Source organism: Kribbella voronezhensis (assembly GCF_004365175.1).
GTDB classification, from domain to species: Bacteria; Actinomycetota; Actinomycetes; order Propionibacteriales; family Kribbellaceae; genus Kribbella; species Kribbella voronezhensis.
This window is the reverse complement of sequence record NZ_SOCE01000002.1, coordinates 121992-144296: the sequence shown is the minus strand read 5'-3', so window position 1 is coordinate 144296 and position 22305 is coordinate 121992. Positions and strand designations below refer to the sequence as shown.

26 protein-coding genes are annotated in these 22305 nt (G+C 67.9%); 11 read left to right on the top strand and 15 right to left on the bottom strand.

Annotated features, from left to right (window positions below; translation table 11 throughout):
- Positions 1 to 28 precede the first annotated feature (28 nt).
- Together EV138_RS28095 and EV138_RS28090 are read left to right on the top strand one after the other, a co-directional pair.
- Positions 29 to 766: a HipA family kinase gene (locus tag EV138_RS28095; protein ID WP_133982334.1), complete on the top strand. Its 738-nt coding sequence runs from the start codon at positions 29 to 31 to the stop codon at positions 764 to 766.
- Positions 763 to 1143 (top strand): DUF3037 domain-containing protein, encoded by a 381-nt coding sequence (locus EV138_RS28090; RefSeq protein WP_133982332.1) that lies wholly within the window; start codon positions 763 to 765, stop codon positions 1141 to 1143. The genes EV138_RS28095 and EV138_RS28090 overlap by 4 nt, the downstream gene beginning before the upstream one ends.
- Here EV138_RS28090 and EV138_RS28085 read toward each other — a convergent pair.
- Positions 1136 to 2332, bottom strand: coding sequence for an FAD-dependent oxidoreductase (locus EV138_RS28085; RefSeq protein WP_133982330.1), 1197 nt, complete (start codon positions 2330 to 2332; stop codon positions 1136 to 1138). The genes EV138_RS28090 and EV138_RS28085 overlap by 8 nt on opposite strands.
- A gap of 83 nt (positions 2333 to 2415) precedes the next feature.
- Between EV138_RS28085 and EV138_RS28080 the strand changes: the two genes are divergently transcribed.
- Positions 2416 to 3123 carry a TetR/AcrR family transcriptional regulator C-terminal domain-containing protein gene (locus EV138_RS28080; RefSeq protein WP_133982328.1) on the top strand — a complete coding sequence of 236 codons (708 nt, stop codon included), beginning with the start codon at positions 2416 to 2418 and terminating at the stop codon, positions 3121 to 3123.
- Positions 3124 to 3300: 177 nt separating this feature from the next.
- Here EV138_RS28080 and pgm read toward each other — a convergent pair whose 3' ends face one another.
- Positions 3301 to 4923: a phosphoglucomutase (alpha-D-glucose-1,6-bisphosphate-dependent) gene (gene pgm, locus EV138_RS28075; RefSeq protein WP_133984459.1), complete on the bottom strand. Its 1623-nt coding sequence runs from the start codon at positions 4921 to 4923 to the stop codon at positions 3301 to 3303.
- A gap of 83 nt (positions 4924 to 5006) precedes the next feature.
- Complete coding sequence (locus EV138_RS28070; protein ID WP_133982326.1) at positions 5007 to 6512, bottom strand: fused MFS/spermidine synthase; 1506 nt, start codon at positions 6510 to 6512, stop codon at positions 5007 to 5009.
- 175 nt (positions 6513 to 6687) lie between these two features.
- Between EV138_RS28070 and EV138_RS28065 the strand changes: the two genes are divergently transcribed.
- Entirely contained in the window at positions 6688 to 7707 is a 1020-nt protein-coding gene (locus tag EV138_RS28065; protein WP_133982324.1) for a hypothetical protein, read from the top strand.
- 20 nt (positions 7708 to 7727) lie between these two features.
- On the opposite strand, the gene EV138_RS28060 is transcribed toward EV138_RS28065, so the two are convergent.
- The 4 genes from EV138_RS28060 to EV138_RS28045 form a co-directional block, all read right to left on the bottom strand.
- Positions 7728 to 8087 (bottom strand): MmcQ/YjbR family DNA-binding protein, encoded by a 360-nt coding sequence (locus tag EV138_RS28060; protein ID WP_133982322.1) that lies wholly within the window; start codon positions 8085 to 8087, stop codon positions 7728 to 7730.
- Positions 8088 to 8176: 89 nt separating this feature from the next.
- Complete coding sequence (locus EV138_RS28055; protein ID WP_133982319.1) at positions 8177 to 8842, bottom strand: response regulator; 666 nt, start codon at positions 8840 to 8842, stop codon at positions 8177 to 8179.
- Positions 8839 to 10245 (bottom strand): sensor histidine kinase, encoded by a 1407-nt coding sequence (locus tag EV138_RS38525; protein WP_133982317.1) that lies wholly within the window; start codon positions 10243 to 10245, stop codon positions 8839 to 8841. Before EV138_RS38525 ends, EV138_RS28055 begins: the two co-directional genes overlap by 4 nt.
- A gap of 36 nt (positions 10246 to 10281) precedes the next feature.
- Entirely contained in the window at positions 10282 to 10770 is a 489-nt protein-coding gene (locus EV138_RS28045; protein ID WP_133982315.1) for a hypothetical protein, read from the bottom strand.
- A 782-nt stretch (positions 10771 to 11552) separates the two neighbouring features.
- On the opposite strand from EV138_RS28045, the gene EV138_RS28040 reads away from it, so the two are divergent.
- Positions 11553 to 12116, top strand: a complete 564-nt coding sequence (locus EV138_RS28040; RefSeq protein ID WP_133982313.1) for a hypothetical protein — start codon at positions 11553 to 11555, stop codon at positions 12114 to 12116.
- 557 nt (positions 12117 to 12673) lie between these two features.
- On the opposite strand, the gene EV138_RS28035 is transcribed toward EV138_RS28040, so the two are convergent.
- On the bottom strand, positions 12674 to 13177 hold the full coding sequence (locus tag EV138_RS28035; protein WP_112237401.1) for a hypothetical protein: 504 nt from the start codon (positions 13175 to 13177) through the stop codon (positions 12674 to 12676).
- A gap of 325 nt (positions 13178 to 13502) precedes the next feature.
- On the opposite strand from EV138_RS28035, the gene EV138_RS28030 reads away from it, so the two are divergent.
- The 4 genes from EV138_RS28030 to EV138_RS28015 all read left to right on the top strand — a co-directional run bounded on the left by EV138_RS28030 (position 13503) and on the right by EV138_RS28015 (position 15631).
- Positions 13503 to 13934 carry a hypothetical protein gene (locus EV138_RS28030; protein WP_133982311.1) on the top strand — a complete coding sequence of 144 codons (432 nt, stop codon included), beginning with the start codon at positions 13503 to 13505 and terminating at the stop codon, positions 13932 to 13934.
- Positions 13935 to 14046: 112 nt separating this feature from the next.
- Positions 14047 to 14535, top strand: a complete 489-nt coding sequence (locus tag EV138_RS28025) for an FBP domain-containing protein (RefSeq protein WP_133982309.1) — start codon at positions 14047 to 14049, stop codon at positions 14533 to 14535.
- Positions 14536 to 14601: 66 nt separating this feature from the next.
- Positions 14602 to 14871, top strand: a complete 270-nt coding sequence (locus tag EV138_RS28020; protein WP_133982307.1) for a hypothetical protein — start codon at positions 14602 to 14604, stop codon at positions 14869 to 14871.
- Positions 14843 to 15631: a DUF429 domain-containing protein gene (locus EV138_RS28015; protein ID WP_166678771.1), complete on the top strand. Its 789-nt coding sequence runs from the start codon at positions 14843 to 14845 to the stop codon at positions 15629 to 15631. The genes EV138_RS28020 and EV138_RS28015 overlap by 29 nt, the downstream gene beginning before the upstream one ends.
- On the opposite strand, the gene EV138_RS28010 is transcribed toward EV138_RS28015, so the two are convergent.
- From EV138_RS28010 to EV138_RS28000, 3 genes are read right to left on the bottom strand one after another with little or no spacing between them, the layout of a single operon-like run.
- Positions 15602 to 16384, bottom strand: coding sequence for an ABC transporter permease (locus tag EV138_RS28010; RefSeq protein ID WP_133982303.1), 783 nt, complete (start codon positions 16382 to 16384; stop codon positions 15602 to 15604). The genes EV138_RS28015 and EV138_RS28010 overlap by 30 nt on opposite strands.
- A complete protein-coding gene (locus tag EV138_RS28005) occupies positions 16384 to 17163 on the bottom strand; it encodes an ABC-2 family transporter protein (protein WP_133982301.1) in 780 nt (259 codons plus the stop codon). Before EV138_RS28005 ends, EV138_RS28010 begins: the two co-directional genes overlap by 1 nt.
- Positions 17163 to 18167 (bottom strand): ABC transporter ATP-binding protein, encoded by a 1005-nt coding sequence (locus EV138_RS28000; RefSeq protein WP_133982299.1) that lies wholly within the window; start codon positions 18165 to 18167, stop codon positions 17163 to 17165. The genes EV138_RS28005 and EV138_RS28000 overlap by 1 nt, the downstream gene beginning before the upstream one ends.
- A gap of 71 nt (positions 18168 to 18238) precedes the next feature.
- Here EV138_RS28000 and EV138_RS27995 point away from each other — a divergent pair, with 71 nt between their 5' ends.
- Positions 18239 to 19024: a MerR family DNA-binding transcriptional regulator gene (locus EV138_RS27995; RefSeq protein ID WP_133982297.1), complete on the top strand. Its 786-nt coding sequence runs from the start codon at positions 18239 to 18241 to the stop codon at positions 19022 to 19024.
- On the opposite strand, the gene pyrE is transcribed toward EV138_RS27995, so the two are convergent.
- The 3 genes from pyrE to EV138_RS27980 all read right to left on the bottom strand — a co-directional run bounded on the left by pyrE (position 19007) and on the right by EV138_RS27980 (position 21567).
- Complete coding sequence (pyrE, locus tag EV138_RS27990) at positions 19007 to 19531, bottom strand: orotate phosphoribosyltransferase (RefSeq protein ID WP_133982295.1); 525 nt, start codon at positions 19529 to 19531, stop codon at positions 19007 to 19009. The genes EV138_RS27995 and pyrE overlap by 18 nt on opposite strands.
- 19 nt (positions 19532 to 19550) lie before the next feature.
- On the bottom strand, positions 19551 to 20846 hold the full coding sequence (locus EV138_RS27985) for an exonuclease domain-containing protein (RefSeq protein ID WP_238158471.1): 1296 nt from the start codon (positions 20844 to 20846) through the stop codon (positions 19551 to 19553).
- Positions 20847 to 20931: 85 nt separating this feature from the next.
- Complete coding sequence (locus EV138_RS27980; protein WP_133982293.1) at positions 20932 to 21567, bottom strand: hypothetical protein; 636 nt, start codon at positions 21565 to 21567, stop codon at positions 20932 to 20934.
- An 18-nt stretch (positions 21568 to 21585) separates the two neighbouring features.
- Here EV138_RS27980 and EV138_RS37420 point away from each other — a divergent pair, with 18 nt between their 5' ends.
- Entirely contained in the window at positions 21586 to 21741 is a 156-nt protein-coding gene (locus EV138_RS37420) for a hypothetical protein (RefSeq protein WP_166678770.1), read from the top strand.
- A 72-nt stretch (positions 21742 to 21813) separates the two neighbouring features.
- Here EV138_RS37420 and EV138_RS27975 read toward each other — a convergent pair whose 3' ends face one another.
- Positions 21814 to 22305: a metallophosphoesterase family protein gene (locus tag EV138_RS27975; protein ID WP_133982291.1), complete on the bottom strand. Its 492-nt coding sequence runs from the start codon at positions 22303 to 22305 to the stop codon at positions 21814 to 21816.

Sequence of the window (22305 nt, the reverse complement as noted above, 5' to 3'; positions counted from 1 at the left end):
GGTGTGCCGGACGCATATGCTCTGCGGCGTGAGTCTGCCGATCATCACCGCCACCCGGTACGTGTTGCCGCTGCGCGAAGGCGGTTCACTGCCTGGTGTTGTCGAAGGCAACGATCTCGGCACGTACGTACTCAAGTTCCACGGCGCGGGCCAGGGTCCGAAGGCGCTGGTCGCCGAGGTTGTGGTCGGTGAATTGTTCCGCCGGCTCGGCCTGCGGGTGCCCGAGCTGAAGCTGATGGAACTCGACCCGGCGATCGGCAAGTCCGAGCCCGACGAGGAGATCCAGGACCTGCTGATCCGCAGCGCCGGGCTCAACCTCGCCGTCGACTTCCTGCCCGGCTCGTTCGGGTACGACGGTTCCAGTGGCAAGCCGGACGACGCCACCCAGGCGCGGATCCTGTGGCTGGACGCGTTCGTGGCGAACGTCGACCGGTCCTGGCGCAACACGAACCTGCTCGTCTGGCACAAGAACCTCTGGCTGATCGACCACGGAGCCGCGTTGTACTTCCACCACTCCTGGATGTCCGCGGAGAAGTTCACCGGGCTTCCGTACGACGCCACCGACCATGTCTTCCGCGACGTCGCCCCGGCCGTGCCGGACATCGACTCGCAACTGGCCGCTGAGATCACCCCGGAGTTGTTGACCGAGGTGATCGGTCTCGTGCCCGACGAGTGGATCGCACCTGGTGACCGGGAGCGGTACCTCGACCATCTGACCGCGCGGCTGGCCGACCGGTCCGCGTGGCTGCCGGGTGGTGCGCGATGAACCTCGTCCCCTTCGACTACGTCATCCTCCGGGCCGCCCCGCGGATCCAGCGAGGCGAGTTCGTCAACGTCGGCGCGGTGCTCTACTGCCGGGCATTGGACTTCCTCGGCGCCGCCTGGGACGTGGAACCCGCACGGCTGAAGGCGTTGGACCCCGCGGTCGATGTCGACGTGGTGTGCGCGTCGCTGGAGCACATCCGCGCGATCTGCGCCGGCGATCCCGACGGCGGGCCGGCGGCGACCACGCGGATCGGCGAGCGATTCCGCTGGCTTGCGGCACCCCGCAGTACGGTCGTGCACCCCAGCCCCATCCACAGCGGCCTCACCAGCGACCCCACCGCCGACCTCGACCGCTTGGTCGACGCCTTCGTCAGGTAGTCCGGGTGAAGAACTTCAGCAGAGCGTCAGCGCCGGCCATCACGAGTTTGTGAACCTCAGCGGACTGCTTCGCCGCGGCAGCACTCCGCTCGAACATCTCCAGCTCATAAGTCCGTACGGCGTTTGCCGGATCCGCCGCCAGCCCCAAGGCCAGTTCGGCGGCGTCGAGCATCGCCAGGTTCGCGCCTTCTCCCGCCGGCGGCATCAGGTGAGCGGCATCCCCGATCAGGGTGACGCCCGGCACGGCCGACCAGCTCAGGCCGATCGGCAAGGCGCTGAGCGCCCTCGGGACAACCGTGTCATCGCAGGCCTCGATCAGCTCCCTGTACTGCGGATGCCAGTCGCGGAAGAGGTCCGCGAGGGCCGCCCGAGCCTTTTCCGGCTCGCCGAACGGGATCCCGCAGGTCTCAAGCCAGTCCTCTGGACCGTGGAACGACAGGTAAACCCGGATCCGCCCGTCGCCGTTGCGCTGTGCCGCCAGATGCTGCCCGTCGCCGAGCGCCCAGTAGTTACCGCGGCCGACCATGGCCGCCAGTTCCGGATGCGTGTTGTCGGCGTCAGGGATGCCGAGCTCCACGGAATTGACGCCCATATGCGCGGGGCGGGCGTCGGTCAGAAGAGGCCGAACGACTGAATTCGCGCCGTCAGCGCCAACCAGCAGGTCACACTCGGCAGTGGCGCCATTGGTGAACCGCAGTCGGTAGCCGCCTTGCTCGCCCCGCTCGGCCCGCTCGCCCCGCTCACCCGCCTCGCCCCGCTCACCCGCCTCGGCCCGCTCGGCCCGCTCGGCGCGCTCGGCCGGCTCGGCGTTGCTCAGGGCGTGGCCCCACTGGATGGTCTCCTCGGGGAGCGAGTCCAGGAGGATGGCTCGCAGATCACTGCGATCCAGCTCGGGACGAGCCATCGGCGCATCGTCCGGAGTGTCTTCCTGGTGCAGGATCTTGCCGGCCGGATCGAGCAGGCGCATGTCCTGGCCTTCCCGGCGGGCGATCGCCAGGAACTCGCTCTCCAAACCGGCGATCCTCAGCGCCCGCTGGCCGGTTTCGACGTGGAGATCGAGCATGCCTCCCTGGGCGCGGGCCGAGCGAGAGGCTTCACGCTCGTAGACGACTACTTCGATCCCGTGCACGGCGAGGACGCGGGCCAGCGTCAAACCGCCGACTCCCCCACCGACGATGGCGATCTTCATGAGTGCACCTCATTCTGTACGGCGTACTGTTTCGATACAGTGTATCGGACGATACGATGTCTGCATCGAGAGTGAGGAGCAGCATGTCCGCGGTGATCTGGGACCGGCCCGAGCCCGCCAAGCGGCCGGCGCCGAGCCCGTTGAGCAGGGAGTCGATCGTGCAGGCGGCGATCCGGCTGGCCGACGCCGAAGGACTCGAAGCGGTGTCCGTGCGCAAGGTCGCCGCGGAACTGGATGCCGGCCCGATGCGGCTCTACGGCTACCTGTCGACCAAGGACGACCTGCTCGACCTGATGGTCGACACGGCGTACGGCGAGATCTTGCTGCCGGAATCGAGCGGCCAGGACTGGCGCTCGACCTTGCGAGCACTCGCGCACGGCATCAGGCAGGTCGCGCTGCGGCACGAATGGTTCGCCGATCTCCTGGGCCGCCGGCCGCACCTGGGGCCGCACGCTCTCGCGTACCTGGAAGCGTCTTTGGCCGCGCTTGACCGAGCTGACGAATTCGAGAACATCGACGCCGTCAGCCGCGCGGTCCGTACTTTGAACGCGTATCTGATCGGAGCGCTCAGGGCCGAGGTCGCCGAGCGGCGAGCGGAGCGGTCGACCGGTCTCGACAAGGACTCCTGGCGACGCAAGGCGGGGCCGTACCTGACCCGCACCCTGGCGTCAGGCGACTTCCCGACCGTCGCCAAGTTCGTCCACGACGCCAGTCGGGAGACACCGGACAGCGCCTTCGACGAAGGCCTGAACCAACTCCTCGACGGCATCACCCCTGGCCGCGCCGGCTGACCGGAACTCGATCGCCCCCGCGACCGGCTGACGACTCGCGGCCGGGTCGGCTGACGCAGCGCGGCCGGGTCGCCTGACGCATCGCGGCCGGGTCGGCTGACGCATCGCGGCCGGGTCGGCTGGCGATCCGGACCGGCCGGCTGGCGATTCGGCCGACCGGGGCTTACGTCGTACGGGTCAGGACAGTGCTTGGGAGACGACCTCGCGGGCTTCGGCGAAGACCTCGGCGAGGTGGTCCTCACCCTTGAACGACTCGCCGTAGATCTTGTAGAGATCCTCGGTGCCGGACGGCCGGGCGGCGAACCACGCCGACTCGGTCGTCACCTTCAGCCCACCGATAGGCGCGCCGTTGCCGGGAGCGCTCGTCATCCGGTCCAGGATCGGCTCGCCGGCCAGTTCGGTCGCCGTGACCGTATCCGCGGAGAGCGCCGAAAGCTTGGCTTTCTGGTCGCGCGTGGCGGGCGCATCGACCCGCGAGTACGCCGAGGCGCCGAACTTCTCCACCAGTTTCGCGTGCGCCTGCGACGGGGTCTCGCCGGTCACCGCGGTGATCTCGCTGGCCAGCAGCGCGAGCAGGATGCCGTCCTTGTCCGTGGTCCACACCGTGCCGTCGAAGCGCAGGAAGCTCGCCCCGGCCGACTCCTCGCCGCCGAAGCCGACCGACCCGTCGATGAGCCCTGGCACGAACCACTTGAACCCGACCGGCACCTCCCACAGCCGACGGCCGAGATCGCCGACGACCCGGTCGATCAGCGAGGACGACACGAGCGTCTTGCCGACCGCCACCTCCGGACCCCACTGCCGGTTCCCGAACAGGTAGGAGATCGCGGCGGCCAGGTAGTGGTTCGGGTTCATCAGGCCCGCATCCGGCGTCACGATGCCGTGCCGGTCCGAGTCGGCGTCGTTGCCCGTGGCCACGTCGAACCGGTCCTTCTGCGCGACCAGCGACGCCATCGCGTACGGCGACGAGCAGTCCATCCGGATCTTGCCGTCGTGATCGAGCGTCATGAACGACCAGGCCGGGTCGACCCGCGGGTTCACCACGGTCAGGTCGAGGCGGTGCCGCTCGGCGATCGCCGCCCAGTAGTCGACACTCGCGCCTCCCAGCGGGTCGGCGCCGATCCGGACTCCAGCGCTCCGGATCGCGTCGAGGTTGAGCACGGATGGCAGATCATCGACATAGTGACCGAGGAAGTCGTACTCCCCTGCCTGCGCCCGGGCCGTCTCGAACGGCGTACGGCGTACTTCGCGGTTGCCGCCCGCGATCAGCTCGTTGGCCCGGTTCGCGATCCAGCCGGTCGCGTCCGAATCGGCCGGACCTCCGTGCGGCGGGTTGTACTTGATGCCGCCGTCGCGCGGCGGGTTGTGGCTCGGCGTGATGACGATGCCGTCCGCGCCGGCGCCTGCGCCGCGGTTGAGCCGCAGGATCGCGTGCGACACGGCGGGCGTCGGGGTCAGCCCGTCGGCGCTGTCCACCAGTGTCTGGACGTTGTTGCCTGCCAGCACCTCGAGCACGGTCCGCCAGGCGGGCTCGGACAAGCCATGGCTGTCCCGGCCGACCAGCAGCGGCCCGGACGTCCCCTCGCCGGCCCTGTACTCACAGACTGCCTGGGTGATCGCCAGGATGTGCGCCTCGTTGAAGGCTCCGTCGAGACTCGAGCCGCGGTGGCCCGACGTACCGAAGACGACCTTCTGAGCGGGGTTCTCGACGTCCGGCGTGATCCCGTCGTAGGCGGCGAGCAGCGCGTCGACGTCGACGAGATCCTCGGGCTGAGCGGGCTGGCCTGCGCGTGGGTGCATGTGCTCATGCAACAAGCCTTCGGCCATGATCACAACTCCATCCGGGTGGCGTGCACAACTTCTCCGCGGTTCGGCGCGCGTTTTCAGCTCGGGTACGGCGTGAGGAGCTGGTCGACCGGCGCATAGTCGTCGGTCAGCAGCGGCGCGTCACCGACGAACGCCCGTACTGCGGCCGGATCGTCCAGCAACTCGGCCCGCTGTCCCAGCCGCGACCGGATCGCCGCCGACGGCAACGACTGCTGGGATGCCACCAGCACGAAGTTGCCGCCCGCCTGGCCCGTGAACTCGTCCGGGTCCGCGATCACGGCGACGTGCGCGAACTCGGCGGCCACCGTCCGGATCTCCGCCTTGAGAAAGGCCTGGGGACCGAAGTCGATGATGTTCGCCAGGTAGATCCCGTCCGGCCTGAGCACCCGGCGGATGTCGGCCACGATCTCGCGGGTGGTCAGATGCCACGGCACCGCGATCCCGCCGAACGCGTCCATGATCACCAGGTCGCGACTGCTGTCCGGCTCGGACCGTACGCCGAGCCGGCCGTCGCGGATCCGCACGTCGAGTTCGGGGCCGGTCCTGGCGCCCAGCTCCGACTTGTCGACCTCGATCACGCCCGGATCGATCTCGTACACCTTGTTCCGGCTGCCCGGCCGGGTGGCCGTCAGGTACCGCGGCATGGTGAGACCACCGCCACCGACGTGCAGCGCGTCGACCGGTTGCCGGGCCGGCCACTTGCTCTCGATGACGTCGGCGAAGTTCTTGATGTAGAGGAACTCCAGGTACGTCGGGTCCGCGAGGTCGACGTACGAGTGCCTCAACTGGTCCAGATACAGCGTGCGTCCGCTGGCCCGATCCGGATCGGCGACGACGCGGGCGCAGTGGTACGCCGTCTCGACCTCGCACGGCCGCGGCGCGACCAGGGTCAGACCGGTGCCGATCAGCGCGAGCGCGAGTGGTCGTGCGGCGGCCTTCAATCCGCGGAAGTAGATCGTGAGCGCCGCGCCGCCCGCAACCAGGAAGCCGCCGAGGCAGAGCACGATCACGCTCGTCGGCACCTTCGCCACGAACACGAACCCGGTCAACACAGTGCCCGCGATCGCGCCGACCGTCGCGTACGCCGACAGCCGGCCGACCACTGTGCCGGTCTGGGTGAGCGTCTGCAGCCTGAGTTTGGTCACCATCGGTGTCACGGCGGCCAGCAGCGCCGCCGGGATGAACAGCGCGACCGTCACCGCCAGGAACACCACATTGCTGTCGCCACCGCGGACGGCCTCGCCGGTCCAGCGCACGATCGGCAGGATCAGCAGCACCATCGCGCCGCCGAAGAGAATCAGCGGACCCAGCGATCGGGTCGGCGGCACGGCATCCGCGAACTTCCCGCCGAACGCCGCCCCCGTCGCGATCGCGGCCAACGCGACCCCGATGACGGCAGTGTTGGTCTCCAGCGTCAGCCCCAGGTAGGGCGCGATCAGTCGCAGCGACACCAGTTCGAGCACCATCACCGACGCAGAGCTGAGCAACGACAAGGCGATCGCCAGCCTGTCGCCGATCCCTCTCGCCACGCCCTCAGCCGCGGCTGCCGTCGTCTCACTCATTGCGCCACCCTATCCAGGCAAGACCGTTGCTCGCTCGGCCCTCGCCGCCTGCTGTGGACAACCTCTTCGGAGCTGCTCCCCACACCTCCTCCGAATCGGCAGACCGGGCCAGTTTGCTCGAATTCCCTTGTGGACAACGGCGATCGAAGGGCAGAACACTCGTACTTTCCCTGGCATGAGCAAACGAATCGTCATCTTCTGTTCCGACCTCATCAACGCCGCCGGCCCACTGACTCCTGACGACCTCGGCCAGCAGGTCCTCGCCGCCGGCCTGACCAAATCGGTGCACCCGGCCAATGCCATCCGCACTGCCCTGCGCCAGTCACCGGTGATGGTGCAACTCCCCGACGGCCGCTTCGACTCCGCCCGCCGGATGCTCGACGGCGTCGCTCTCACCCACCGGGTCCGCTTCGCCACCAAGGGAAGACAGGTCCTGTACGCCGGTCCCGAGCTGGCCGTCCTCGATCAGATCCTCGTGCACGAAGGATCCCTGGCGCTGACCTCGGGCGGTGCCATCACGTCGTCGCTCGGCGAGTTCGGTGGCTGGTGCGGCCCACCGGACTGGCTGCCGGACGTGCCCGCCGACTCCCTCCTGGCCTTCCGGTTCCGCAACGGACGGCTCGCCGTGGAGCCCGTGGCCCAGGAGCCGTCCTTCAAGAGCGCCGAGGTGGAGCGCCTCCGCGTCGTGCTCAGAAGATTCCTGATGACCTCGGACGATCTGGATCCTTGGAAAAGCCATCACACGCTGGGCAAAGTCATGCTCCGCGCCCTGGCGGAGGTCCCGGACCTGCTCCGGGAACCCTTGCCACCTCTGGACGAGATCCTCCGGCTGGGCAACGAGCGCTGGGCCAGAGACTGGCCGGTCGAATCCGTCGAGGGCATTCCCGACGGCCAGCGGGTTCTGCTCGACGACGTACCGAGCGCACTGGTGGCAGCCCTACGCCGCGACGCCGACCGCCTGGGCGTCACCACCGGCGAGCTGACCGTGCTGCTGTTGTCGGCCGCGACCTATCGGACAGCGTTGCCCTGTCGCCACGATGCCCAAGCCGCCTACCTCAATCCGCCTGCGGATCCCAACGAAACCGAGGATGGGGAGAGACCCGACGACGACTGCGAAGCCTCGGACGACTTCGAGGAGGTCTGGATAGACGACCTCCCGGACGCCGTACTCGCCCTGAGACGCCCGCCCGAATGAGCAGGCGAGTTCGCGGCCGGTCAGTTCTGGTCGAGCTGAGCGATCAGCGTCTTCGGTGCGACCCGGCGGTACGCGTCCTCGACGATGTCCTCGAGCTGCTCCCAGTTCACGCCCTCCACGTCGAGATACACCCCGAGCCAGCCGCGATGCCCGACGTACGGCGGCCGGAAGAAGTGCTCGGGATCCGCCGCGATCAATGCCTCCTGCGCACCCTCGGGTGCCGCACACCAGAAACCGGTCCGATCGTCATGGTGCTGATCGGCGAACATCACGAACGTCTTCTTGTCCCGGACGAACCAGGTCGGCTCGCCGTGGCTCAACCGCTCGGTCGTCTCCGGCAACCGCAGGCAGATTTCCCGCAACCGCTCCAGCCCATCCATCGCAGACCTCCCTCACTCCTTCTAACCGTCCATTCCGACCCTCGCACTACCGTCCAGTCCGACCCTCGCCACCAACGGCGGCTCCGGTCTCAGCGACGCGGCCCCGGGGCGACCACCCCTGCCTCGTACGCATAGACCACGGCCTGCGCCCGATCCCTCAGATCCAACTTGGTCAAGATCCGGCTGACGTGAGTCTTCACGGTCTGCTCGGCGAGCACCAGCGTCGCTGCGATCTCCCGATTGGACTGCCCACGCGCGATCAACCGCAGTACGTCGGTCTCGCGGGGAGTCAGTCCACCCGCGGTCGCCGGCAGAACAGGCTGCACCTTTGCGAAGTCCTCGACCAGCCGCCGCGTGATCGAAGGAGCAAGCAATGCGTCGCCGGCGGCCACGACCCGAACCGCGGCAGTCAATTCATCGGGAGAAGAGTGCTTCAGCAGAAATCCGCTCGCGCCCGCCCGCAGCGCGTCGTACACGTATTCGTCCAGATCAAAGGTGGTGAGCATGATGACCCGAGGCGTTTCCCCGGGTGCCACGCCGGCGAGGATCTGCCGCGTGGCGGCGAGTCCGTCGAGCACGGGCATCCGGACGTCCATCAAGATCACGTCGGGCACGAGCCGGTCGGCCAACTCGACGGCCTCGGCTCCGTTCGACGCCTGGCCGACCACTTCGAGATCCGGCTGCCCATCCAGCAGCGCGCTGAACCCGGCCCGGACGATCTCCTGGTCATCGACCACCAGCACCCTGACCGTCACCGGCCCGCCTCCTCGCTCAAGGGGATGGCTGCCTCGACCAGGTAGCCACCATCAGCAGTCGGCCCGGCGTGCAGGGTTCCGTCCACCAATGCCATCCGCTCACGCATCCCGATCATCCCGTGCCCACTCCCGGGCGCCGTCGGTACTTCGGCACGAGCAGGCCCGTTCACCACCGTCAACCGCAGCTCAGCACCAATCACCCGAACAGCCACCTGTACTACGGCCTTCGGCGCATGCCTCACCGCGTTGCTGACCGCCTCCTGCACAACCCGATAGGCGTTCAACTCCACCGCCGGATCCAGCCCTGACGGCACCTCAGCCTCCAACCGAACATCAGCTCCAGCCCGCCGAGTACTCGCCACCAACTCCCCCAACTCCCCCAACCCAGGCTGAGGCGCCAACTCCCCCGACCCACCCGCTCCGGCTGACCTGGCCACTCCTTCTGACCTACCTGCTCCCCCCGACCTGCCCGCTTCCCCTGACCTGCTTGCCCCCGCTGAGCTGTCTGCTCCAGTTGAGGCGGATGCAGCTGTTGGGTTGCGAGGGTCAGCTGAGCTGCTCTGCACCTGGCCTTGGTGAGCGGGTTTCGCCGGGTCTTCGCGCAGCAGGCGTAGTACTCGTCGCATTTCTGTCAGCGAGGACCGAGCGTCCTCCGCGATGCCGGCGAACTCCTCGCGCGCGTCATCCGGCAGCCCAGCAAGCCGATGCGGCGCACTGTCGGCACGGACCACGACAACCGAAAGGTGATGGGCAACGACATCATGAAGCTCCCGCGCAATCCGAGCCCGTTCCTGCCATCGTGCCCGCTCCGCCCGCTCCTCCGCACTGATCCCTTCCTGCGCAGCCAACTGCCGTCTGGTCTCGGACCGCGATCGCAGCAGGTCCCCCACCACCACCGCGACCGCGGAGAAGACCGCCATGGTCACCAGCCCCGGCCAGCTACCGCGATCCGGCGCTACGAGCATGGCAACGACTCCGACCGCCTGCGTAACGACCCACCAGCCGGCCATCTCCCGCCGCGACGCACTGCGGGCACCGACGATCGCCAAGACGGCCGCATGTCCGAAGACGCTCGTCACCGGCCACGGCCACGCCTCCTCCGACGAGACCGGAACACTCACGGCCGCGATCAGCGACGCCACGAGCAAGGAGACCGGAACACTCGCCACCGGCCGCAACCAGGCCAGCGCCAGCCCGACGCCTCGAGCAACCCCCAATGCCAGCGCCGCCCCCAACGGAATCCGGTAGTGCTGCCCGAGATCAGCCGTCGTCAGAACCAGCAACCCCACAGTCGCCAGCGCGGCCCACCAACCGCCACGTCCTTCAGGCCACCCGTCGACCGGCCCGATCCCAGCATCGATCCGCTGGACCGGGCCGTCCGAGGAGTGCCTATCACTGGTCACAGTGCGAGCCTAGGGTGCGTTCGGCGCGCATCGAGATCAGATCTGCCGGGTCCAGGAGTAGAAGAACAGCATTCCACCGACAGCGATCAAAGTGGTTGCCGGGAGCACCCACCACCCGACCGCCGACCCGTACAACCGCCGGATCGCCGCGGCATGCACGAGCGCCAGACCACGAAGTACGAACGGAATCAGCACGATGATCGGTACCGCGACCCCGGCATGCACCAGCCATGCGCCGGCCTTGGTCGGCCCGCCCCACGTTCCCGGCCCGAACGGCCCGTCCTCCACGAACCCGTAGAACGGACCTCGGACGACCGACAGTACGAAAAGCATCAGCAGGAACAGACTCAGGAACCCGAACACGACGCTCAGAACCCCATGAACAAAGGACTTCACGGCTCCCGGACGCCGCAGACACACCAGTTCCGGAGCCCCCAGATACCCAGCCATCCCCCGCCACCGCCGATAGACCGAATCCAGCCGCCCCACCACCGACTCCCCCATCACCACGAGGCCCACTCCCACCAGCACCACCCCGTAGCCCCCACCCCGCACCAACCGCCCCACCCGGCCCCGCCGCACTCCCCCACCCCTCCCCGCACCACCCCCGGCACCAATCCCGTTCCCCCCACCGATCCGACCGCCACCCCCGCCTCCCACCCGCCCGTCCACTCGAGCTCGGTCACTCACCCGCCCGTCCACCCCAGCTCCGTACCTCACCCGCCCGTCGACTCCAGCTCCGTTGCTGACCCGCCCGTCCACCCCAGCTCGGTCGCTGACCCGCCGGTCCACCCCAACTTCATCGCTCATCCCCCCGTCCACCCCAGCTCGGTCGCCCACCCGCCCGTCCACCCCAACTTCATCGCTCATCCGCCCGTCCTCCCCAACTTCATCGCTCATCCACCCGTCCACCTCAGCTTCATCGCTCGCACGTCGGTCGCCTCCAGCTCCATATCTCGCCTGTTCGGCGATTCCGGCTCCGTCGCTTGCCTGGTCGACGGCACTCTGGTGGTCCTGACCGGATTGCGGTCCGTCGGCGTTGCCTGGGCGGGGCTGAACGGTGTCCGTCATGGCTTCTCCTTGGTCTCAGCTATCGAGATCGAGCCTAGGAATCAGCGTGATTCCGGGCGTCCGGCCAGGGAGCCAATTCGGACCCCCTACCCCGGTAGCGGGCGATCTGTGATCTACGTCACAGTGACCACGGTCTGTGTCAACGCGTTACACGGTCAGTGCCGATTGGTGTCAGCGGCCAACTCACGCCGTAGGCGTCAGCGGCGATGCCGCGCCCGACAGGGAGGTTCGGACAAATGCGCATTCGGAACCTGGCAGTGACCGCCACGCTAGTCCCGGTCCTGATGCTCGCAGGTTGTGGCAACGGTTCGTCCGACGTCGCGGCGGAATCGCCCGGCGCACAAAAGGCGGCCAAGCACGGCCTGGACACGGTCGCCGACGGCTCCGCCCAGGTCGAGGGTTCGCCCGTATCGGACGACCCGGTCGTCAACGCGTACTACGACTACCGCGTCGCCTTGGACGTGATGATGCGCAGCGGCGGCAAGGCCACCAAGCAACTGGTTCCGGTGATGACGAACAGCCTGTACCGGGCGATCAGCGCGCAAGCGAAGTACTACCGCACCAAGCGCCTCCACAACACCGGAGTCACCACGGTCGTCTGGGCCAAGCGCACCTTGCTGGCCGATGGCGTGATCGTCCGGGCCTGCTACGACACGAAGAAGGCCACCACTGTCGACGCCAAGGGCAAGAGCGCGCTGCCCCCGAAGACCCCGACCCGCTGGCTGGACGAGATGCGAGTCGAACAGGTCCAGGGCCGATGGATCGTCGACGGCGGTCGCACCACCCCCGTGAAGTGCTGACTCTCATCACCCACCGCCTCCGCACAGTGGACTCCACCTCGCGCAGTCGGCCGCCAGCACGGCTGGGCGCCGACACGCTCACCGACCGTCAGACCTTGGCGGGTACCAACCGCACTTGCCCTCCGGCGAGCGCAACCGCCGTCCCCTCCACCAACCCCGGCGACGGGGCTACAGACGACTCCGGTCCGCTGCCTACCTAGGGCACACCTCGCGGCTCGGAGCCAACTCGCAGCGCGGAGAGCACACCCCTCGCTCTCCGCGCTGTCTGTTTCCCGCCACACTCCACAGGCCAACTCCAGCTCCACGAACCCAACCTCGTGGGCGGTCGTAGAGCAACGACGCTCGTGACGAGGATGCTGGTCACAAGTGCGCTGCCGGCGAGCGGACGGACAGGCGAGCGGACGGACGGGCGGGCGAGCGGACAGGCGGACAGGCGAGCGGGCGAGCGGACGGACGGGCGAGTGGGCGAGCGATCGGGCGGACGGCGATCGACCAGCTTTCTCCATGGCGATTCCGGAGGCCGGCGAATTAGGCGTGGAGGGTTCCGGCCCGACAACCTAGGAGTGGCGGCTTTCGATGCGGATCAGGGCTTCTACTGCGGCGTGGAGTTCGGCGTCGTCGGCGGGGCCGGACCACACGATCACGCGGGCCTTCGCGCCGAGCTTGGCGGCGACCAGTTCGCGGGCGGGGGTCGGATCGCCTTGATTGAGGAGTACGACGAGGCGCCGGCCGTCGCGCTGGAGACGGTCGAGCAGCGGCGGCAACGTCGACCCGTGGAACAACCCGGGATCGCTCTTCACCTTCGTCTCGATCATCACCCCGCGCCCGCGCACCACGAGCAGAAAGTCCGCGCGGTCCCGCGTGAACTCGCGATCGTGGTACACCCGCGCCTTCGGCCACAGCCGTTTCAACGCCAGATCGACGTCGGCGTCGTACCGCGCCGACAGCCGGCTCACGCGCGAACTCGTCCCGCGAGGCCGAAGCTCCTCAGGCGCACGCCGACCTCGGCGTCGGCGTCCCAGCAGCGGCAGGAACCAGCGGCGGAACCTGGTGTCAATCATCGGCGGACCCCCTGGACCTAGCCCGGCACTCACCGAAATTCTCTCAGCACCCAAGGTGACTAGCCACTCCAGCGCTGACGCCACCCCAGATCGTGACCCCACCGCGACGAACCCCCAACAAACCCGCAGCACGCACCGCCCAACCGATGAAAGCCCGCCGACCAGCACGCCCCAGCCAGCTGGCCGAGTGAACCAAGTGGCGCGGGGCGGACCAGGTGCCGCCGGGTGACCAGGTGGGGCGGCGATGGACCAGGTGCGGTCGGGTGGGGCGGGGGTGGACCGGGTGGGGCTGACAATGGGGGCTGCCGTTTGTCGAGGAGGGCTTGTGAGTTCTAAGCAGTGGAAGGTCCACTTCAAGTCGGCACCGAGTGAGGTGTACCGGGCGCTCAGTACGCCGCTCGGCCGCTCGCGGTTCTGGGCGGAGTCCGCGAAGGAGACCGACGGGGTGATCCACTTCGTCCTGCCAGGAGAACGCACCGACGACAGTCCGATCGAGAAGGCCGTCAAGGACCGGGTGTACGCCGTCCGGTACTTCGGCCGGCTGCTCACCTTCTTCATCACCCTCGACGAGGAATCCAACGGCACCGACCTGACGCTGGCCTACGAGGCACCCGACATTCAAGACCCCGCGGCCATCGAGGCGGACGCCGCCACCTGGGTCTCGCTTCTCCTCCGCCTCAAAGCCTCCGTCGACTTCGGCGTCGACCTCCGCAACCACGACAACACCCGCACCACCCACTACGCCGACGGCGTTTGACCGACCACCACCCGTCGGCGCGTATTTGTTGCTGAGGGCAAAGGTTTATTCGGTTGCGGCCGGCGAAGCCTGGCAGGTTGGGTAGTGGGGTTGATCTAGGAAAGGAACGGTTGTGGAACCGGTGAGTGCCGCGGAGATTCGGGGTGCGTTCGTCAACTCGACGAAGAGTCTGGTGAAGGCGATGACGCTGCCGCGCGACTTCGACGAGTTGCCGTGGGAGTCACTGGACTACCTCGGCTGGCGGGATCCGAAGGCACCCGCGCGCGCCTACCTCGTCGTACCGCGGGATGGTGGGGTGGCCGCCATCGCGCTCGGTACTGCGGCGTCCGGGAAGCCCAGGCGGGGTACGGGGTTGTGCGACCTCTGCCATACCGCTCACCAGGTCACCGACGTCGCGTTGTTCGCGGCTCGGCGGGCCGGTTCGGCCGGGCGCGCGGGGAACACCGTCGGCACCTACATCTGCGCAGACCTGGCCTGTTCGCTCTACGTCCGCGGCTTGCGCGACCCCGAGGTGCCGCAAGGCGAGACGGTCGCCGCCGAGGTGCGGGTCGATCGGTTAGGTCAGAGGCTTGATAGTTTCGTCGGCCGGGTACTCGCATAACCGCTGGCGATGACTACGCTTGGCCAAGGGTCTGGGGCAGGCCGCCGAACCGGGAGTGAGACGCGAATGACGGAGTTCAGAATCACGCACGAGATCCACGAGGTCCACCCGGACATCCGCGAGAAGCTCACCGCGACGACGATCGAGGCGATCAACGAGTCCAGCTCACGGTCGGCCGAGGACGCGGCGCTGGTGCTGCGGCACAAGCTCGGCGAGATCGGCGTCCACATGAGCGATGCGGCGTGCCTGGCAGCAGTCGAGCGGATCCGCTCCGGCAAGACGCTGCGCTTCGAGATCGAGCGCCGCGATGGTGACGAAGAAGGCGACGACGAGTAGGTACTTCGTCGGCGTCGACCTCGCTTGGGGCCAGCGGGGCAGCACCGGCCTGGCGGTGATCGACGACAGCGGCGTACTGCGTGACGTCGCGACCCGGCAGACCGACGAGGAGATCCTCGCCTGGTTGCGCCCTTGGACCGACGGGCCGTGCTTCGTCGCGTTCGACGCGCCGCTGATCGTGGTGAACCCGTCAGGCAAACGCTTGTGCGAGCGGCTGATCGGTCAGTACTTCGGCCGGTACGGCGCGCACTGCCATTCGGCCAACACCGCCAACCCGAGCTTCGCCGACGAATCGCGAGCGCTGCGGCTCACCGAGGCGCTCGGGCTCGAGGTCGACCCGACGAGCACCTCCGTACGACGAGCCGCCGAGGTCTACCCGCATCCCGCGTTGGTCGCACTGTTCGACCTGCCGCGAATCCTGCAGTACAAGGCGAAGCCCGGACGCGACTTCGATCACCTGTACGCCGAGATGCTCCGGCTGGCCGGCTATCTGGAGGCCCTCGCCGACGCCTCGCCACCGCTCCACCTCGTCGACAACGCCGAATGGCAGTTGATCCGCAAGAACCTCGATGCGGCGACCCGCAAGGTCGATCTCAAACGCCTCGAAGACGCCATCGACGGAGTCGTCTGTGCCTACATCGCCTGGTATGCCACCACGCACCCCACCCGAACCCGCACCTTCGGCGACCCCGCCACCGGCACGATCCTCACCCCCGTCACTCCATTCATCCTAAGAAGTGGCCCCGGTGTAGCGCCGTAGTCCCAGTCGCCACAGAAGCAGCGTCCCAGCCGTGAATCCGGCCGCCAGCAGGACAGCCATCAGCAGGGTGCCGAGATCGGGTCCGTGAACAAGGATTCGGGCCGGCCAGGTCGTGACGACGGCGACCGGGAAGGCGAACGTGAGGAGCTGCCGGATGCAGCGGCCGTAGATGTCGATCGGGTAGCGACCGAACTCCCAGGCAGCGCCATGGAGCACGCCGAGGTTGAGGCGAGGCGCCCAGAAGGCCAGCGATGCGAGTCCCACCGAAGTCGCCCAGCCGATCAGTAACCCCGCACACGTCAGGAGGAACCAGGCAGCCAGCGCGGCCGGCGACGGGATCGTCTCCAGCTCGCGCAGCCCCGAGATGATGACACCGACACCGAGGATGCATTGCACGACAGCAACGGGTGCGTGTCTGGTGGTGGTTGCGAGCAATACGCTGTTGGCCGGCCGCAACAGGTAGGCGTCGAGCCGACCGTCCCTGATCTGTTCGGAGAAGTCGGCAAGACTCGGATCGAGGAAGGTCGCCCGGAGCCCGGTGATCAGCGAGTACGTGCCGACCAGGACGAGCATCTGACCCGCGGACCAGCCGGCTAGCAGCCCGGTCCGGGTGAAGACGATGCCGATGGTTGCGATCGAGGCAGCCAGTTGCACAAGGGCCAGCAGCGCGTCGAAGAACAGGTTGGTGCGATAGGCCAAGGCACCCCGCAGCGCCAGCGAAAACGCCGTACCGAACAGTCGAACGGTTCTCATCAGGCCCCCACTGTGCTGTAGCGACGGATGCCGAGCCGCCAGGCGCCCACCGCGCTGCACGCCAGCGCGCCGACCCAGAACAACGCGACCAGGTAGCCGGTTGCGGCCTCGGCGGCTGTCAGCGTGCCGGTTGCCAACTCGGCAGGAAATCCGAGCATCGAGCGGAACGGCAGGAGCTGGGCGATGCTCCGGAGGGGCTCGGGGAGCAACGCGATGGGGGCTGCCGAGCCTCCGATCAGGAGGATCAAGACACCGCCGAAAGCGACCACTCCATGAACGCGCTCGGTCCAGAACGCCGCCATGGCGAGAGTCCAGACCCACAGGAACCGCAGGACTGCTGCGAGAACCAGAGCCGGTACTGCGGCCAGCACCGCAGGCACCGAGAAACTGGCGCCGACCGACAACCCGACGGCCGCAATCAGCGGCATTCCGAGCAGCAGCATCCAGAGCCGGATCGCCAGGTTCTCCCCGAGTGGACCGAGGACGGGAGGCTGCGGTCTGAGCAGCGCGGTGGCCAGGCCACCGCTGTAGATCGATTGCGCGAAGGTGTGATTCTCGAAGGACGCGGTCACCAGCCCGACACAGATCACAGCGAGGTAGTAGCTACCGATCCGAGGACCTGCGCTGGGGACTTCGAGCCAGATCAGAAGCCCGAGCAGCGGAGCCACCGATTGCCCGACGACCAGGGTGACGAGGAACCACCAGGCACCCGACCAACCGATGAACTGCCGCCAGATCTCGAGCCGTAGCAAGCGGAGCAATCGCCGTACCTTGCTCATCACGCGGCGCCCTCGATGCCCCGCAGGCCCTGGTAAACCTGGTCCATCACGTTCTCGAGCGACGGCTCCTCGACCGAGAGGTCGGCGATGGCGAAGTGGGAGAGCAGCCTGGCCGTCGTTGCCGGCACCGCATGCCGCGGCACCCGCAGCAAGACCTGGTTGCCGCTGTGGTGCAGAACATCGCCGTACGCCGACAGGTCCGGCTCGTCGTCGGTGATGGCCACCCGGATCAGCTTCATCGGGACGAAGGCCGAGCTGAGCTCGTCGCGATCACCGTCAAAGGCGATCGATCCCTCGTCGACCAGGATCATCCGTGGACACAGCGTTTCGACGTCGACCATCGAATGGCTGGTGAGCAGCACTGTGGCGCCGGTCTGCGCGGAGTACTGGGCGATGAAGGTTCTGATCATCCTGGCCGCCGACACGTCCAGGCCGATGGTCGGCTCGTCCAGGAACAGCACCTTCGGCCGGTACAGCAGCGCGAGAGCCAGACCTGCGCGCATCCGCTCACCGAGACTGAGGGCCCGAATCTGGCGCTGCAGGATGTTGTCGAGGTCGAGCAACGAGCTGAGCTCTGCCAGATTCCGCCGGAACTGCGGCTCCTCGACGTCGTAGAGAACCTGCTGGTACCGGAACGAATCCAGCACGGTGAGTTCGGGCGCGTCCCCGATCGGCTGACTTCCGCGGATCAGCGCGATCTTGCGCAGGTACGGACTGGACCGCCGCCAAGGCACCTCCCCGAGCACCCGGACCCGCCCGCTGGTGGGATGAAGTATTCCCGCCAGGATCTTCATCGTGGTCGTCTTTCCGGCACCGTTCCGCCCGAGGAAGCCGACGATCTGCCCGGGTGCGATCTCGAAGCTGAGGTTCTGGACGGCGTGGACATCACGAAATCGCCGGTGGACCAGCGAGCGGGCCGCCGCGACCAGCCCGGCGTCGCGCACCGGTACGCGGTACGTCATCGACAGGTCGGTCACGGCAACGGCTGGTTCGGAGGTCAGCATGATTAAAGTGTATCTTTGAACTACAGTTTGAGAGTTCTCCTGGAGCGCTTCGCGGACGATGAGGATTGACAGTGGCAAAACCCTCAAGTGGCACCTCAAGCACGATCCGCGGCGTCATGCTGGCCAGGGAAGCGGGGATCTCAGTTCAGCAGGTGCGCAACTACGAGCAGGCGGGATTGCTGCCGGCCACTACCCGTTCCGCGGCGGGCTATCGCGAGTTCGATGAGCAACACCGTCAGGCCTTGGTGGCGGCGCGCGCGCTGGTCGCGGCGTACGGCTGGGAGGACGCCGTGACGATCATGGCGGCCGTGCACCGCGATGATCTGAAGACCGCCGTGGCGCGCGTCGATCACGCTCATGCCGAACTCGACAGCGAACGCCGGCGCATCCAGCAGGCGCTGCATGCCTTCGAGGTGGTCGTCACCCACCCCCTCGACGCCGATCCACGGATGAAGGCCGCACTCGACCAGATGGATCGGCAGGGCGCCTCACTACGCGTCGGTCAACTCGCTGACCTCCTCGGCGTTCGCACCTCGACCTTGCGTTTCTGGGAAAGCGCCGGCCTTGTCCGGCCGACCCGCGACCGAGCGACCGGCTACCGCGTCTACGACCGCGCGTCCGCCCGCGATGCTCACCTCGTGCGCCTCCTTCGCGAGGGCAACTTCCCGACGGCGATCATCCGTGCCGCACTGACCGAGATGCACTCCTCGGCGGACGGCCGTCCGGAGCGGGTCGGCGCCGAACTCAGTCGCCGCGATCTCCAGCTGGACGAACGCAGCCTTCGCCGGCTGCGCGCCGACGCCGCCCTGGTTGCCTATCTGGACTGGCGGAACGGTCGATCAGACCTGCGGGGTTAGGGCACTGGCCGTCAGCAGCGAGTGCAAGGTGATGTCGGCGGCTGCCAGCGATTCGGCGCCGCCTTGTTCGCGGTCGATGACGCAGAGGGCTTCGTGGATGTCGGCTCCTAGACCGCGGAGTTCGTTGGTGGAGAGGATGATCTGGCCGCCGCTGGTGACGACGTCTTCGACGACCAGGACGCGCCGTCCGACGATGTCGGCGCCTTCGGCCAGCCGGCGGGTGCCGTACGGCTTGGCCTTCTTGCGGACGAAGGCGCACGGCAGCCCCGTGTGCCGGCTCAGCGCGGTGACGACCGGGATCCCACCCATCTCCAGCCCGGCCAGGACCTCGGTGTCCGCAGGCACCAGTGGCGCCATGGCTTCGGCGATCGCGTCGAGCAGCACCGGATCGCCCTCGAAGGAGTACTTGTCGAAGTAGTGATCGGTCGTCACGCCCGACCGGAGGACGAACTCTCCGGTCAGATGTGCCGTCCGGTAAATCCGTTCACCCAGCTCAGCGAGATCCACGCCCGCACCCTATCCAGCCTCAGCTCGCCCGCTGAGCGCCAGGGTCGGCCGGCAACAGGCGACGGAAATCCTCGACAGGGATGATCGGTACGCCGTACGCGCGGGCGGCCCGGGCTTTGACCGACAAGCTGTCCACGTCGGCCGCCACCACGAAATCGGTGTCCGGCCGGACCGCCTCCTGCGGCACGAAGCCGGCCGCGACGGCCCGGTCCCACCAGGTCTCGCGTGGGTCGATCATGTCTCCCGTGAACACCATCGTGCTGCCCGGCGGGAACCCACGCGCACCCGGCCGCAGCGGCACCGAGTACGCACCTCGGCTGGCAGCGACCAATGCCGCATCCACATCCGACGCACGGTGCCCGAGCATCACCGCCACCTTGTCGAGGTCACTTCGCTGCTCGGCACTCATCTCGCCGGAGCCGTCGCCCCACAAAGCCGACGCCAGCCCGGCGACGTAGTACCCATGAAGCTCGTCGACCTGTGGTCGGGTGAGGCCCAACTCGGTCGCCACGTGGACCAGCTGATCGGCATCGGCCTGGGTGATTTCGCGATCGGCGAGCACGGTGTCCAGCACGGCCAGATACGAGTTGGCCTGGGGCGGATCGGGCACTCGCGGCAACTGATCGACCAACCGGCTCATCCAGCCGTGCCGGCCGCCCGCGTGCACAGGACGGACCCTCGGGGTGAAGGCGCCGGCCGGAATCGTTGGCCAAGGCAACCTTCGCACTTCCTCGTAGGCCCACTGCCAAGGCGGTGGGCTGGGAAACGCTTGCAGATAGCGCTCGAAGAGCAGGGCGGTCGCCCGGGTGTCGGCCAGCGCCGAATGCCAACCCTCCAAGGGAATTCCGGCCGCCGAGCAACAGGCACCCAGCGTTCGCTTAGCCCCCGGATACAAGTAGCCGGCCAGCGCCATCGTGCACATCGCCCGCTCGGTGACCAGCGGCACCGCGTGACCGCTCCGCGCGAACTCGGCCCGCAGGAAGCCCAGATCGAACTCCACGTTGTGACCCACCACCATCCGCCCCGCGAGCAAACCCGCCAGGTGCGCGGCGACATCCCTGAACTCCGGCGCCGCCAGCACGTCAGCGGTCAGAATCCCGTGGATGTGCTGTGGCCCCAGGTCGCGCTGTGGATTCAGCAAGGTGACCCACTCGTGCTCCAGCCTGCCTCGCTCATCGAGCAGGACGACGGCGATCTCGATCACCCGGTGCCGGTGTCCTGGCAGCAGGCCGGTGGTCTCGGTGTCGATGACGGCATACATCCCCAGCGCCTCCTCCAACGCGAGCCCAGCAGACGAGAACAGCCGGAATCCCACCCCGGCAAGCCGATCCGGCTTACTTCAAGCCAACCAGACCCCACCGACAGTTTCCGATCGCGGCCCGAGCGCCGGCGGCGTGAGATCAGGCCGGCGGTACGTCGACGGCGATCTCCTCCCCCAGCTTCGCCCCACCGGCAAGATCCAGGTCGTCGCCACTCCAGAAGCGTCCCGGGTCGTACCAGTTGAGCCGTCGCCCACTGGCGAGCAACCCCATCTCCTCGTACGTCATGGCGACCACCTCGGCGCAGTACGCGGTCTCCAGTTCCAGCTCGCGCTCGCCGCGCCGGAACTTGGGGATCCTCCCCCGCACCCAGCGCGACGCCAGCCGCGCAGTGGAGGGGAACGGCGTCCCGTCGAGCCGCGCGACAGTACGCAGTACGGCGTCTTCCATCTCGCGGGTGACCGTGTGGTCGAGCTGGCGCAGCCACGCGTGCTGCCCGTAGCGGTTCGCCCAGGTGACCACAGCGTCGCGGAGATCGTGGAGCTGCACGCCGCGCTGGTGGTTGCCGGTCCATACGTCCGGCAGCGACCGGCCGAGCTCGGCGTGCCACATCAGTGGCGGCATGTCCTCGAGCACGATCGCCATGCCGACATGATTGACCGGGCTGTTGGTGGTCAGCTGGATCGCCCGGTCCGCCGCACTGTCACCCCGGAAGAGCCAAATGTCACCTGTTCGTGTCAGTTCCGTAGCGTCATCCAGCGAAATCCGCGTGTCCACGTCGCTAGATTAATGCGCATGAAGGCATGGAAGGTCGTAGGACTGGCGGGGATTGTCGGCGTCGCGGCAACCGGAGTGGTGATCGCTAGGGGCGAGCGCAAGCGTCGCGCCTACACCCCCGAGGAAGTCCGGGACCGGCTCAAGACCCGCGTCAAAGAAGCAGCCACCGCTTGATCCAGCCCGGCGCCCCGCAAGGGCGCCGGAGATCAGCCCGTACTGCGAAGCCGGCGGCCCAGGTCCGTCGGCTCAAAGGTTGTGCAGGGCAACCTTCTCCAGCCGGCCCGCGCTGATCTCGGCGGTCTGGTAGGTGCAGAACGGCTGCCGTCGCCGATCCGTCGGCGACCCTGGATTGAGCAGCCGCAACCCCTTCGGCGTCGTGCTGTCCCACGGAATGTGACTGTGCCCGAAGACCAGGAGCTCCACTCCCGGGAACGCGCTCTCACACCGTTCTTCGCGACCGCGGCTGGCGCCCGTCTCGTGCACGACGGCGACTTCCAGCCCGTCGAGCGAGGCCCGAGCGACCTCGGGCAACCTGGCTCGTAGTACGGGGCCGTCGTTGTTGCCCCAGCAGCCGATCAGCCGGCGCGACCGGGACTCGAGTTCGTCGAGTAGTTCGACGCTCACCCAGTCGCCCGCGTGGATCACCACATCGGCCTGGTCGATCGCGTCCCAGACACGATCCGGCAGCCGCTTCGCACGAACGGGCAGATGCGTGTCCGAGATCAGTACCAAACGCAT